This window comes from Pseudomonas oryzihabitans (genome assembly GCF_024652905.1).
Classification (GTDB): domain Bacteria; phylum Pseudomonadota; class Gammaproteobacteria; order Pseudomonadales; family Pseudomonadaceae; genus Chryseomonas; species Chryseomonas benzopyrenica.
This window is the reverse complement of sequence record NZ_CP102428.1, coordinates 1,728,228-1,741,242: the sequence shown is the minus strand read 5'-3', so window position 1 is coordinate 1,741,242 and position 13,015 is coordinate 1,728,228. Positions and strand designations below refer to the sequence as shown.

Genomic DNA, 13,015 nt, shown 5'->3' with positions numbered 1-13,015 from the left:
ACTCCCAACGGCGGCAAGCGTCAGCCGAGTGGTAGGCCAGAGTCCTCAGGGATTCTACCTGGTCCCCTTCGTCTAGTGGCCTAGGACACCGCCCTTTCACGGCGGTAACAGGGGTTCGAGTCCCCTAGGGGACGCCAAAAATTGCGGGAATAGCTCAGTTGGTAGAGCACGACCTTGCCAAGGTCGGGGTCGCGAGTTCGAGTCTCGTTTCCCGCTCCAAATACAGTCCGGTTGCCTTTGGCGGGCGGATGCAGGGTGAAAGGCCTTGCGGAAAGAGGTTTCGTCCCCTTCGTCTAGTGGCCTAGGACACCGCCCTTTCACGGCGGTAACAGGGGTTCGAGTCCCCTAGGGGACGCCACATTGCGGGAATAGCTCAGTTGGTAGAGCACGACCTTGCCAAGGTCGGGGTCGCGAGTTCGAGTCTCGTTTCCCGCTCCAAACACAATCTCACGGTTTCATGACAGTGGGATGCAAGGTGAAAGGCCTTGCAGAAAGAGGTTTCGTCCCCTTCGTCTAGTGGCCTAGGACACCGCCCTTTCACGGCGGTAACAGGGGTTCGAGTCCCCTAGAGGACGCCACATTGCGGGAATAGCTCAGTTGGTAGAGCACGACCTTGCCAAGGTCGGGGTCGCGAGTTCGAGTCTCGTTTCCCGCTCCAAATAAACAAAGACACCGCCTCAGGGCGGTGTTTTTGTGTGCGCGGCTTTTATGCCGGTCAGAGGCCCGGCACCAGGCCGGGCGCGAGCGTCCTATTGAGGCGTATAGATCTGGTCGAAGACGCCGCCATCGGCGAAATGGGTCTTCTGGATGCCGCTCCAGGGGCCGAATTCCTTCTGCACATCGATCAGTTCCAGCTTGGGAAAGCGATCGGCGTACTGCGCCAGGACCTGGGCGTTGCGTGGACGCAGGAAGTTATCCGCAGCGATCTTCTGGCCTTCGTCGGACCAGAGGTACTTGAGGTATTCCTCGGCCTCGGCGCGGGTGCCCTTCTTGTCGACGACGCTGTCGACCACGCTCACCGGTGGCTCGGCCTGCACCGAGATGCTCGGGTAGACCACCTCGAAGCCGCCCCGGCCGAATTCCCGGGCGATCATCTCGGCTTCGTTCTCGAAGGTCACCAGGACATCGCCCTGCTGGTTCTTCATGAAGGTGGTGGTGGCGGCGCGACCGCCGGTATCCAGGATGGGCACGTGCTTGAACAGCTCGGCGACGAAGCCGCGGGCCTTCTGCTCGTCACCACCCGGTTGGCGCAGGGCGTAGGTCCAGGCGGAGAGGTAGGTGTAGCGACCGTTTCCGGAGGTCTTGGGATTGGGCACTATCACCTGGACGCCGTCCTTGAGCAGATCGGACCAGTCATGGATGCCCTTGGGATTGCCCTGGCGCACGATGAGCACCGTGGCCGAGGTGAAGGGCGCGCTGCGATCGGGCAGGCGGGTTTCCCAGTCCTTGGGCACCAGGCCGCGATCGGCCAGGGCCTGGATGTCGGTGGCCTGGTTCATGGTGATGACGTCGGCCTGCAGGCCGTCGATGACCGCGCGCGCCTGCTTGCTGGAGCCGCCATGGGACATCTGGATCACCGGGGTGTCGCCGTGCTCGGCTTTCCAGTGTGCCTGGAAGGCCGGGTTGTAGTCCTTGTAGAAGTCACGCATGACGTCGTAGGAGACGTTGAGCAGCGGCGGCGCGGCGAGGGCCTGGGCGCTGGCCGCCAGGGCGGCGGCGAGCAGGGTGAAGCGAAGGATCTTCATGGGGGCATCCTGCGATTGGGGGTGCAGGACTATAGCCTGTCGCCCCGGCGGCGTGCAGAACGGCTGGAAATAAGCTCATGCTCAGCAACGGCAGTCGTGGCCGCCAATGGTAGACTTTCGCCCTTTCGCCTGCGGTTGGGCACGGCGCGGTGAACAAGGGCTCCTGATATGCGGTTGAGGTCGATCAAGCTGGCGGGATTCAAATCCTTCGTCGATCCGACGACGGTGAATTTCCCGAGCAACATGGCAGCGGTGGTCGGTCCCAACGGTTGCGGCAAGTCGAACATCATCGACGCCGTACGCTGGGTGATGGGCGAGAGCTCGGCCAAGAATCTGCGTGGCGAGTCGATGACGGACGTCATCTTCAATGGCTCCAACAGTCGCAAGCCGGTATCCCAGGCCTCCATCGAGCTGATCTTCGACAACTCCGACCACACCCTGGTGGGCGAATACGCGAGCTACGCGGAGATATCCATCCGCCGCCGGGTGACCCGCGAGGGCCAGAACACCTATTTCCTCAACGGCACCAAGTGCCGCCGGCGGGATATCACCGATATCTTCCTCGGCACCGGCCTGGGGCCGCGCAGCTATTCGATCATCGAGCAGGGGATGATCTCCAAGTTGATCGAGGCGCGCCCGGAGGATCTGCGGCACTACATCGAGGAGGCCGCGGGCATCTCCAAGTACAAGGAGCGGCGGCGCGAGACCGAGAATCGCATTCGCCGCACCCAGGAGAATCTCGCCCGCCTCACCGATCTGCGCGAGGAGCTGGAGCGGCAGCTGGAACGACTGCATCGCCAGGCGCAGTCGGCCGAGCGCTTCCAGGCCTTCAAGCAGGAGGAGCGGCAACTCAAGGCGCAGTTGCAGGCGGTGCGCTGGCGCGAGTTGGATAGCCGCGTCGAGCAGCGCGAAAAGGTGATCCGCGACCAGGAGACGGCCCTCGAAGCCCTGACCGCCGAACAGCGCCAGGCGGACGCCGGCATCGAAAGACTGCGCGATGGCCATCATGAATTGAGCGAGGCCTTCAATTTGGTGCAGGGCCGCTTCTACTCCCTGGGTGGTGACATCGCCCGCCTGGAGCAGACCATCCAACACGGTCAGCAGCGCCAGCGCCAGTTGCAGGACGATCTGCGCGAAGCCGAACAGGCCCGTAGCGAAGCCGAATCCCATTTGGAGCACGACCGGGTGCTGCTCGCCACCTTCGAGGAAGAGCTGGCGATGCTCGAACCCGAGGAAGAGGCGGCCCGGGAGCTGGGCGAGGAGGGCGGTGCCGCGTTGGAAGAGGCGGAGCTGGCCCTGGCGGACTGGCAGCAACGCTGGGAAGCGCTCAGCGCGGCGAGTGTCGAGCCGCAACGGGAGGCCGATGTGCAGCAGGCGCGGATCCGCTCGCTGGAGCAGAGCCTGGAGCGCGGCATGGACCGGCAGCGCCGGCTGCGTGATGAACGCACTCTGCTGGGCGAGGACGGGCCTTCCGAGCGTCTGGTCATGCTGGAAGAGCAGATCGCCGAGGACGAGTTGCTGCTGGAGGGTTTGGCCGAACAGGAATTGCAGGTCGCCGAAGGCCTGCAGCGACTACGCGAAGAACTGTTGGGGTTGGCAGGCGAGCAGAGTCAGCGCCAGGGCGAATTGCAGCGCTTCGAAGGCCGCATCGCCTCGCTGGAGGCCCTGCAGCAGGCGGCCCTGGCACCCGATACCGGCGCGGCCCAGTGGCTCGAGGCCGAGGGTCTCACTCAGGCGCCACAGCTGGCGGACGATGTCCAGGTCACCCCCGGTTGGGAGCTGGCGGTGGAGACCGTCCTCGGCAGCGACCTGCAGGCGGTCTGCCTGGATGACCTGGCGCCTCTGCGTCTCGCTACCTTCGCCAGCGGTGCCTTGAATCTGGCGCTGCCCGGGTCGCTGCCGGTCGCCGCCGGCAGTCTGTTGGAGCAGGTGCAGGCGCCGCGCGACCTGTCGCCCTGGCTGGGGCAGGTGCTGATTGCCCAGAGCTACGACGAAGCCTTGGCACGAAGGGCGGCCCTCGCCCCCGGGCAAAGTCTCATCACCCCGGAAGGCTACTGGCTCTCCCGGCATTTCCTACGTGTGCGGCGGGCCCAGGCCGCCGAGGGCAGTGTCCTGGCGCGCGGCCGCGAACTGGAGGAGCTGCAGGCGCGACGCCTGGAGCTGAGCGAAGCGCTCGCCCTTCAGGAGGAGCGACTGGAGGATCGTCGCGCGGCCCAGCAGCGGCTGGAAGGCGAGCGTGAAGAGGCGCGGCGGCGCCAGCAGCAGGAGCAGCAGCGGCTGGCCGAATCCCGTGCCCAGCTCTCTGCCCAGCAGGCACGGGCCGAGCAGCTGAGCATCCGTCGGCAGCAACTGGAGGCCGATCTCCAGGACGTCGAGCAACAACTGGCGCGTGAGCAGGAAGAGTTGGGCGAATGCCGGTTGCGGCTGCAAGACGCCCTCGATGCCATGGCGGTGGATACCGAGCAGCGCGCGCAGCTGCAGGAGCAGCGCGACCGGCACCGCCAGGCGGTGGATTCGGCGCGGCAGCGTCAGCGCCAGGCCCAGGAACAACTGCATCAGTTGACGGTGCGGCTGACCACCCTGAGAGCCCAGCGCCAGTCGACCCTCCAGGCCCTGGAACGACTGGAATTGCAGACCGCGCGCCTCGGCGAGCGCTGCGAGCAGCTCTCGCTCAACCTGGAAGAGGGCGGCGAGCCCCTCGACGAGGTGCGGCTGCGCCTGGAGGAGTTGCTGGAGCGGCGCCTGCAGGTCGACGAAGAAATGCGGACGGCGCGCCTGGCGCTGGAGGATGCCGATCGGGAGTTGCGCGATTTCGAGCGGCGGCGGTTGCAGGCGGAACAGCAGGCGACGCTGCTGCGCGGCCAGTTGGAGCAGCATCGCCTGGAATGGCAGGGCTTGGCGACCCGGCGCAGCGGCTTCGCCGAGCAGTTGGCGGCCGATGGCTATGACCTGCCGACGGTGATCGCGACCCTGCCGGCGGAGGCCAGCGAGGCAGCCTGGGAGGGGCAGCTGGAAGCCGTCGCGGCGCGGATCGGCCGGCTTGGACCGATCAACCTGGCGGCCATCGACGAATATCAGCAGCAGGCCGAGCGCAAGACCTATCTGGACGCCCAGAACGCCGATCTGGTGGAAGCGTTGGAGACCCTGGAAAGCGTCATCCGCAAGATCGACCGGGAAACCCGCAATCGCTTCAAGGATACCTTCGACCAGATCAATCACGGCCTGCAGGCCTTGTTCCCAAAAGTTTTCGGTGGCGGCAGTGCCTACCTGGAACTTACCGGGGAAGATCTACTCGATACCGGGGTTGCGATCATGGCGCGTCCGCCGGGCAAGAAGAACAGCACCATCCATTTGTTGTCGGGCGGTGAAAAGGCGCTGACGGCTCTGGCTCTGGTATTTGCCATCTTCCAGTTGAATCCGGCGCCGTTCTGCATGCTCGATGAAGTGGACGCACCCCTGGATGACGCCAACGTCGGCCGTTATGCCCGCTTGGTCAAGAGCATGTCGGAGAAGGTGCAGTTCATTTACATCACGCACAACAAGATCGCCATGGAGATGGCCGATCAGTTGCTGGGTGTGACCATGCATGAACCGGGCTGTTCGCGGCTGGTGGCGGTGGATGTGGAAGAGGCCGTGGCCATGGTCGATGCCTAATGCCCCACAGCCTCGCGGCTTGGCGGTGTAAAGTTGGCAACAGTCGTGCTAGCTTATGGCCGCGCTAGCGGTAAGTGGAAAAAGCTAAGAAGAACACTGACTTGGCGTAGGTTTCGGAGGTTTTGGAAAGACCTCGCAAGCGTCGACTTTCCAAAGTTTCCCGACGGGTGTCGGTCCATTATTTTCACAGGGGTATGTCTTTTTCATGGATATGGGTCTGCGCGAGTGGCTGATCATCATCGGCGTCATCGTCATTGCCGGTATTCTGTTCGATGGTTGGCGTCGCATGAGCGGCAAGGGCAAGCTCAAGTTCAAACTTGACCAGTCGTTGAACAATCAGCCGGAAAACGAGGACGAGGATCCGGAAATCGTCGGTCCGACGCGGGTGGTAGAACCCAAGGAGCCTTCCCTGGACGATCCGGGCGAGCCGACGCCACCGCGCTCCACGCAGCGCAAGCGTCGTGAAGAACGCCGTGAAGAACCCAGTGCCGACAGCTTCGACCTGTCCAGCGATGAAAGCCTGGCAGGCCTGGCCGCCGATTCCGATGAAGTCGTGACTCGTGGTCGCGACAAGCCGCGCAAGGAAAAGCCGCTGAGCAGCAAGGCGCCCGAGCGTGAGTCGGTCAGCGAACCCGTCAGCAGCAGTGGCAACAGTCAGGCGGCCATGGCGCCGGTGGACGAGGTGCTGGTGATCAATGTCATCTCCCGTGACGAGAAGGGCTTCTCCGGTCCGGCACTGCTGCAGAACATCCTCGAAAGCGGGCTGAGATTTGGCGACATGGACATCTTCCATCGTCACGAGAGCATGTCCGGCAATGGCGAGGTGCTGTTCTCCATGGCCAATGCCGTACGTCCGGGTACCTTCGACCTGGACGCCATCGACGACTTCCACACCCCCGCGGTGAGCTTCTTCCTGGGCCTGCCCGGTCCGCGCCATCCCAAGCAGGCCTTCGACCTGATGGTCGCTGCGGCGCGCAAGCTCTCGTCGGAACTCAATGGCGAGTTGAAGGACGAGCAGCGCAGCGTCATGACCGCCCAGACCATCGAGCACTATCGTCAGCGCATCGTCGACTTCGAACGCAAGAGCCTGATGCTCAAGCGTTGATCGCGCCGGAGCGAACCAAGAGCAGCCTCGGCTGCTCTTTTTGTTTGTAATCCTTGTAGCGGCGCCGCTGGTGGCGCCAGGGCCACCCCTGGGTGGCGACAGTGAGAGACCGCCATGACCGACGCCCAAGATGCCGTCACCCGGATCGCCGCCCTGCGCAGCGAGATCGACGCCCACAACTACCGGTATTACGTGCTGGACGAGCCGAGCGTGCCCGATGCCGAGTACGACCGGCTGTTCGGCGAACTCAAGACGCTGGAGGCCGAGCATCCCGAACTGGTGACGCCCGACTCGCCCACCCAGAGGGTCAGCGGCGCGGCCCTGGCCGCCTTCGGCACCATCCGCCACGAGGTGCCCATGCTCAGCCTGGGCAACGCCTTCGCCGATGAGAATCTGCAGGACTTCGACCGCAGCGTTGGCAAGCGCCTGCGCGAGGAATTCGGCGAGACCGACTTCGCCGGGCCGGATTCGGGCGTCGAGTACACCTGCGAGCCCAAGCTCGATGGCCTGGCGGTCAGCCTGCTGTACGAGGCAGGGGTGCTGACCCGCGGCGCCACCCGCGGCGACGGCACCACCGGGGAAGACATCACCGCCAATGTGCGCACCATCCGCAACGTTCCGCTACGCCTGCAAGGCGAGGGCTGGCCGGCGGTGCTGGAGGTGCGCGGCGAGGTGTTCATGTCCCGCGCCGGCTTCGAGGCGCTCAATGCCCGGGCCATGGAAAGCGGCGGCAAGACCTTCGCCAATCCGCGCAACGCTGCCGCTGGCAGCCTCCGCCAGCTGGATTCGCGCATCACCGCCCAACGTCCGCTGGAGTTCTGCTGCTACGGTTTCGGGCGGGTCGAGGGCGGGGCGCTGCCGGACACCCAGTACGACATCCTGCAGCGGCTGCGTGAATGGGGAATCCCCATCAGCCGCGAGTTGCGCAAGGTGCAGGGCGCGGAAGGCTGCCGCGCCTACTACGAGGACATCGGCCAGCGGCGCGATGCGCTGGCCTACGAGATCGACGGCGTGGTCTACAAGGTCAACCGGCTCGACTGGCAGGGTGAGCTGGGTTTTCGCGCGCGCGAGCCGCGCTGGGCGCTGGCGCACAAGTTTCCCGCTCGCGAAGAGCTGACCGAGCTGCTCAATGTCGAATTCCAGGTAGGGCGCACCGGGGCCATCACCCCGGTCGCCCGGCTCAAGCCGGTACAGGTGGCGGGCGTCACCGTGACCAACGCCACCCTACACAACATGGATGAGATCGCCCGCCTCGGGGTGATGATCGGCGATAGCGTGATCGTGCGCCGCGCCGGGGACGTCATCCCGCAGATCATGCAGGTGGTACCGGAGCGGCGGCCAGCGGATGCCCGGCCGGTGGAGATCCCCACCCATTGCCCGGTATGCGGTTCTGCGGTGGAGCGCACCCAGCTGATCAAGCGCGGCAAGGGCAAGGAGTCGGTGAGCGAGGGCGCGGTCTATCGCTGCGTGGGGCGCCTGGCCTGCCAGGCCCAGCTCAAGCAGGCGATCATCCACTTCGCCTCGCGGCGGGCCATGGACATCGACGGCCTGGGCGATCGCATCGTCGAGCAACTGGTGGACCGCGAGCTGGTGAAGTCGCCGGCCGATCTCTACACCCTGACCTATGAGCAGGTGGTCGAACTGGAAGGCTTCGCCGAGGTGTCCAGTCGCAACCTGCTGGCCGCCATCGAGGCCAGCCGCCGGCCAGCGCTGGCGCGCTTCATCTTCGCCCTGGGCATCCCCGAAGTGGGGGAGGAGACCGCCAAGCGCCTGGCGCGCGCCCTGGGCAGCCTGCAGCGTATCCGCGAGGCCCTGCCCGAGGTGCTGGTCTACTTGCCGGACATCGGGCCGGAGGTGGCCTTCGAGATCCATAACTTCTTCCAGTCCGCGCACAACCGTGACGTCCTGGAGGCGCTGCTGGCCAACGGCATCGAGCTGGCCGACGAGGGCGAGGTGCACGCCGAATTCTCCGGCTACGCCGCCTTCGCCGATTTCCTCGACCAGTTGCACATTCCCTATCTCGGCAAGACCGGCGCCAAGACCCTGGCCACGGCCTTTCCCACGCTCGCGGCGCTGATCGAAGGCTCCCAGGACTGGTTGACCTTCAAGACCCTGTCCGGCCTCAACGAGCGGGCCAAGCAGGGGCTGCGCGAATACTTCGCCGAGGCGGACAAGGTGGCCAATACCCTGGCCATCGAGGCCCAGCTCAAGGCCTTCGGCATGCATTGGGAAAGCACGCGCCAGGTTGTACAGGGATTACCCTTCGCCGGTCAGACCTGGGTGCTCACCGGAACCCTGGAGGCCATGAGTCGCGATGCGGCCAAGGAGCGCCTGGAAGCCCTGGGCGCCAAGGTGTCGGGGTCGGTATCGGCCAAGACCGCCGTGGTGGTGGCCGGGCCGGGGGCGGGTTCCAAGCTGACCAAGGCGAACGAGCTGGGGGTCAAGGTATTGGACGAGGATGCCTTCCTGCAGATCCTCGAGGCGCAAGGCGTCCGCTAGTGCCAGGGATCAGACCAGCAAGGGTCTGATCTTCACTCCTTCTGCCAATAATTGCAGGCGTTGTTGGTTATAACGAAGCGGTAATAAAGACGTGCCCATGGTTTTCGCTTCGTTTAAAAACTGCTTTAAGGCAGTGCCAAGGCAATGACTGAAAAAATAAGGCTTCGCTTGGTTTAAGCGAAGCCTTATTTATCGGCCAGAATAATTGCTAGGTTCAAGCGGAGCGCGTGGCGGGTTCGCTCGCACGTTGTTCTTTCTCATAAACTTCTTCCACAGCGATGGCCGCCTTGGTCGTCTGGCGATAGCCATGGGGATTGAGCGACTGCCAGCGCCAGGCATCTTCCAGCATGGTGGCGAGGCTGCGTTCGGCGCGCCAGCCCAGTTCCTGCCACGCTTTTTCCGGATCGGCCCAGCACTGCGCCACGTCGCCCGCGCGTCGCGGGGCGAAGTGACAGGGGATGTCGCGGCCCAGTTGCTGTTCCAGGGCCGCCACCACCTCTTTGACCGAATGTCCGCGTCCGGTGCCCAGGTTCCAGGTCGAGACGCCCGGGCGTCGGGCCAGGGCGTTCAGCGCCGCCAGATGACCGCGGGCCAGGTCCTGGACATGGATGTAGTCCCGGACGCCGGTGCCATCGGGCGTCGGGTAGTTGTCGCCGTAGACGTCCAGCCAGGGCCGGCGACCATTGGCCACCTGCAGCAGATAGGGCACCAGGTTGTTGGGGGTGCCCTGGGGGTCTTCGCCGATCAGTCCGGAAGGATGGGCGCCGATGGGGTTGAAGTAGCGCAGCACGGCGATGGACCAGCGCGGATCGGCGCCGGCCAGCCCGCGCAGCACCTGCTCGGCCATGAGTTTCGACTGGCCATAGGGGTTGGTCGGCTCGGCGGTTGGGCAGCTTTCGCTGATGGGTGGAATGCAGTGGCCGTAGACGGTGGCGGAAGAGCTGAAGACCAGCTGGTGCACTCCGGCGGCGGCCATGGCCTGGCAGAGCACCAGGGTACCGCCGACGTTGTTGTCGAAATAGCGCAGGGGGTGTTGCACGCTTTCGCCGACCGCCTTGAGGCCGGCGAAATGCAGGGCCCCGGTGATCGGCAGCTCCTGAAACAGCCGATCCAGGAGGGCGCGATCCCGGACGTCCCCGCGCACGAAGAGAGGCGCCCGCCCGGCGAGCGTGGTAAGGCGTTGCACGACCTCTACGCGGCTGTTGACCAGGTTGTCCAGAATCACCACCTCGTGGCCCGCACGGAGCAGCTCCAGCGTCGTATGAGAACCTATGTAGCCTGCGCCGCCCGTGATCATCAACATGCAACCGTCCTCGCCAAACCTGTAGCTATTAATTCGAAATAACTGTTTCGTTCAGGCTCGAGTGCAACTAACGCTTCGCTTTAATTCTTGTCGAGCGAAGCGTTAGTTATGCCAATTCATCGAGTAGACGTTGTTCTGAAGGTGAATGAAGATATTGGTTCTAGCGAAGCGGGAGTTCATCGACAAAGTTATGAACCCTTGCCAGTTGGATAAGTCGATAACGTTGCTCGATATCGCGCAGTCAGCCTGCCGATACCTTCGGGACGGTCTCTGGACGTTTTGCAAGTTGCCAAGGTGCCGGCCGGGGCGCGGCTGTTTTGCCGCGCTCGGCCAGGCGTTCGATCTCACAGGAGCACACCATGAGTTGGGCCGGCCCCCATACCGAAACGATCGGCAAGACCAAACAGCCCGCGCGCGTTGCGGAGCGCCCCCTGGATCCTGCCAGGCCCCTGCTGCTATGCCTGGCCCATCTGCGCTGGAGCTTCGTCTACCAGCGTCCGCAGCACGAGATGGTGCGCTTCGCCGAGCACTACAACGTGCTCTATTGCGAAGAGCCCTTGGATGCCACGGATGGCCGGTCGCACCTTGAGGTGCGGGTGGAAGAGAACGGGGTGCGGGTATTGGTGCCGCATCTGCCTCGCGGCCTCTCCGCGGAAGCCCGAGCCTGCGCCCAGCAGGAACTGCTGCAAACCTATCTGCAGGAGTTGCGGCAACCGGTGGCAGTGGCCTGGTATTTCACGCCCATGGCGCTGGACTATGCCGGCGAGATCCCGGCGCAGACCCTGGTCTATGACTGCATGGATGAACTCTCGGCCTTTCGCGGCGCGCCCCCGACCCTGCTGCAGCGGGAGCGGGAATTGCTGCAGCGCGCCGATCTGGTGTTTACCGGGGGCTACAGCCTCTACGAGGCCAAGCGTGACCGCCATCCGCGGGTCTTTCCCTTTCCCAGCAGCGTGGACGTGGCGCACTTCGGTCAGGCTCGCGCGGCCCTGTCGGAGCCTGCAGACCAGGCCGGTCTGGCGCGACCGCGGCTGGGCTTCTATGGCGTGATCGACGAGCGTCTGGATCTCGACCTGCTGGCCGCGGTAGCGCAGCTGCGTCCCCAGTGGCAGTGGGTGATCCTGGGCCCGGTGGTCAAGATCGATCCGACCAGCCTGCCGCAGCTGCCCAATCTGCATTACCTGGGCGGCAAGACCTATGACGAGTTGCCGGCTTATCTGGCTGGCTGGGACGTGGCCCTGATGCCCTTCGCGCTGAACGAGGCGACGCGCTTCATCAGCCCGACCAAGACGCCCGAATACCTGGCCGGAGGCTGTCCGGTGGTGTCGACCCCCATCACCGATGTGGTGCGCACCTACGGCGACAGCGGTGTGGTCTGGATCGCCGAAGGCGCCGAGGCCTTTGTCGCCGCCTGCGAGGCGGCCCTGGCCAGTCAAGACCAGCGCGAAGCCTTTCTGGCGCGCGCCGATGCCCTGCTGACCGGGATGTCCTGGGACAGCACCTGTAACCTGATGCGGGAGAAGATCCAATGGCGGTAACGGCGCTGGAGCGTTTCGATTACCTGATCGTGGGGGCTGGCTTCGCCGGCAGCGTGCTGGCGGAGCGGCTGGCCGCAGGACTGGGCAAGCGCGTGCTGGTGGTGGATCGGCGCCCGCACATCGGCGGCAATGCCTACGATCACTATGACGATGCCGGGGTGCTGGTGCACCGCTATGGTCCGCACATCTTCCACACCAATTCCCAGCGCATCGTCGACTACCTGTCACGCTTCACCGAGTGGCGGCCCTATGAGCACCGGGTCCTGGCCGACGTCGCGGGTCAACAGGTGCCCATCCCGATCAACCTGACCACCCTCAATCGCCTCTACGGTCTGGAATTGGACGAGCAGGGCGCCGAAGCCTTTCTCGCCGCCCGCGCCGAGCCGGTCGAGGACATCCGCACCTCCGAGGACGTGGTGATCAACCAGGTCGGGCGCGAACTCTACGAGACCTTCTTTCGCGGCTATACCCGCAAGCAGTGGGGCCTGGATCCGTCGCAACTGGACCGCTCGGTGACGGCGCGGGTACCGACCCGAACCACCACCGACGATCGCTACTTCGGCGACACCTTCCAGCAGATGCCCCTGCACGGCTTCACCCGCATGTTCGAACGGATGCTGGATCATCCCAACATCAAGGTGATGGTGAACACCGACTACCGTGAGATCCGTGAACTGATCCCTCATGAGCATCTGGTCTACAGCGGACCGATCGACGAATTCTTCGATTATCGCTTCGGTCGCCTGCCGTATCGTTCCCTGACCTTCAAGCACGAGACGCGCGATACGCCGCGCTTCCAGCCGGTGGCGGTGGTCAACTATCCCAGCGAAGCGGTGCCCTACACCCGCATCACCGAGTACAAGCACCTCACCGGCCAGACGCACGAGCGCACCAGCCTGACCTACGAATATCCCAGTGCGGAAGGCGAGCCCTATTATCCGATTCCACGCCCGGAAAACGCCGAGCTCTTCCGGCGCTACCAACACCTGGCCGAGGCGACACCCAATGTCGTCTTCATCGGCCGCCTGGGGACCTATCGCTACTACAACATGGACCAAGTCGTGGGTCAGGCGCTGGCCGCCTACAAGCGCATCGAGGAAGCGGAACTGGGGCCGGCGGCGGGGGAGAGCGCCGAACATCACGAAAGCCTGGCACGGCAGGCACCATGAAA

7 protein-coding genes and 6 tRNA genes are annotated in these 13,015 nt (G+C 64.5%); 11 read left to right on the top strand and 2 right to left on the bottom strand.

Translation table 11 applies throughout. The features are described from left to right. The first annotated feature begins 61 nt into the window (after window positions 1-61). The 6 genes from NRG74_RS08070 to NRG74_RS08045 all read left to right on the top strand — a co-directional run bounded on the left by NRG74_RS08070 (window position 62) and on the right by NRG74_RS08045 (window position 658). Window positions 62-137 (top strand) — tRNA-Glu (locus tag NRG74_RS08070). Window positions 138-143: 6 nt separating this feature from the next. Further along, window positions 144-219 (top strand) — tRNA-Gly (locus NRG74_RS08065). A gap of 63 nt (window positions 220-282) precedes the next feature. Beyond that, a tRNA-Glu gene (locus tag NRG74_RS08060) sits at window positions 283-358 on the top strand. Between the two features lie 4 nt (window positions 359-362). Next, window positions 363-438, top strand: a tRNA-Gly gene (locus NRG74_RS08055). Between the two features lie 64 nt (window positions 439-502). Next, window positions 503-578 (top strand) — tRNA-Glu (locus NRG74_RS08050). A gap of 4 nt (window positions 579-582) precedes the next feature. Further along, window positions 583-658, top strand: a tRNA-Gly gene (locus tag NRG74_RS08045). Window positions 659-749: 91 nt separating this feature from the next. On the opposite strand, the gene NRG74_RS08040 is transcribed toward NRG74_RS08045, so the two are convergent. Continuing rightward, entirely contained in the window at window positions 750-1,745 is a 996-nt protein-coding gene (locus NRG74_RS08040; RefSeq protein ID WP_257706249.1) for a sulfate ABC transporter substrate-binding protein, read from the bottom strand. Between the two features lie 168 nt (window positions 1,746-1,913). Here NRG74_RS08040 and smc point away from each other — a divergent pair, with 168 nt between their 5' ends. From smc to ligA, 3 genes are all read left to right on the top strand, one after another. Beyond that, window positions 1,914-5,399 (top strand): chromosome segregation protein SMC, encoded by a 3,486-nt coding sequence (gene smc / locus NRG74_RS08035; RefSeq protein ID WP_257706248.1) that lies wholly within the window; start codon window positions 1,914-1,916, stop codon window positions 5,397-5,399. Between the two features lie 205 nt (window positions 5,400-5,604). After that, complete coding sequence (zipA, locus tag NRG74_RS08030; RefSeq protein ID WP_257706247.1) at window positions 5,605-6,504, top strand: cell division protein ZipA; 900 nt, start codon at window positions 5,605-5,607, stop codon at window positions 6,502-6,504. A 114-nt stretch (window positions 6,505-6,618) separates the two neighbouring features. After that, a complete protein-coding gene (gene ligA / locus NRG74_RS08025; protein WP_257706246.1) occupies window positions 6,619-9,003 on the top strand; it encodes an NAD-dependent DNA ligase LigA in 2,385 nt (794 codons plus the stop codon). A gap of 214 nt (window positions 9,004-9,217) precedes the next feature. Here the strand turns inward: ligA and galE are convergent, their stop codons facing one another. Then, on the bottom strand, window positions 9,218-10,306 hold the full coding sequence (galE, locus tag NRG74_RS08020; RefSeq protein ID WP_257706245.1) for a UDP-glucose 4-epimerase GalE: 1,089 nt from the start codon (window positions 10,304-10,306) through the stop codon (window positions 9,218-9,220). 359 nt (window positions 10,307-10,665) lie between these two features. On the opposite strand from galE, the gene NRG74_RS08015 reads away from it, so the two are divergent. Together NRG74_RS08015 and glf are read left to right on the top strand one after the other, a co-directional pair. Continuing rightward, on the top strand, window positions 10,666-11,844 hold the full coding sequence (locus NRG74_RS08015; RefSeq protein ID WP_093249078.1) for a glycosyltransferase family 1 protein: 1,179 nt from the start codon (window positions 10,666-10,668) through the stop codon (window positions 11,842-11,844). Continuing rightward, window positions 11,835-13,013 (top strand): UDP-galactopyranose mutase, encoded by a 1,179-nt coding sequence (gene glf / locus NRG74_RS08010; protein ID WP_093249076.1) that lies wholly within the window; start codon window positions 11,835-11,837, stop codon window positions 13,011-13,013. Before NRG74_RS08015 ends, glf begins: the two co-directional genes overlap by 10 nt. Window positions 13,014-13,015: the final 2 nt, after the last annotated feature.

Excerpts from the sequence above, each read along its gene's own strand:
- glf (WP_093249076.1), top strand. The coding sequence starts at position 11,835 with ATGGCGGTAACGGCGCTGGAGCGTTTCGATTACCTGATCGTGGGGGCT.
- ligA (WP_257706246.1), top strand. The coding sequence starts at position 6,619 with ATGACCGACGCCCAAGATGCCGTCACCCGGATCGCCGCCCTGCGCAGC.
- NRG74_RS08040 (WP_257706249.1), bottom strand. The coding sequence starts at position 1,745 with ATGAAGATCCTTCGCTTCACCCTGCTCGCCGCCGCCCTGGCGGCCAGC.
- galE (WP_257706245.1), bottom strand. The coding sequence starts at position 10,306 with ATGTTGATGATCACGGGCGGCGCAGGCTACATAGGTTCTCATACGACG.
- NRG74_RS08015 (WP_093249078.1), top strand. The coding sequence starts at position 10,666 with ATGAGTTGGGCCGGCCCCCATACCGAAACGATCGGCAAGACCAAACAG.
- zipA (WP_257706247.1), top strand. The coding sequence starts at position 5,605 with ATGGATATGGGTCTGCGCGAGTGGCTGATCATCATCGGCGTCATCGTC.
- smc (WP_257706248.1), top strand. The coding sequence starts at position 1,914 with ATGCGGTTGAGGTCGATCAAGCTGGCGGGATTCAAATCCTTCGTCGAT.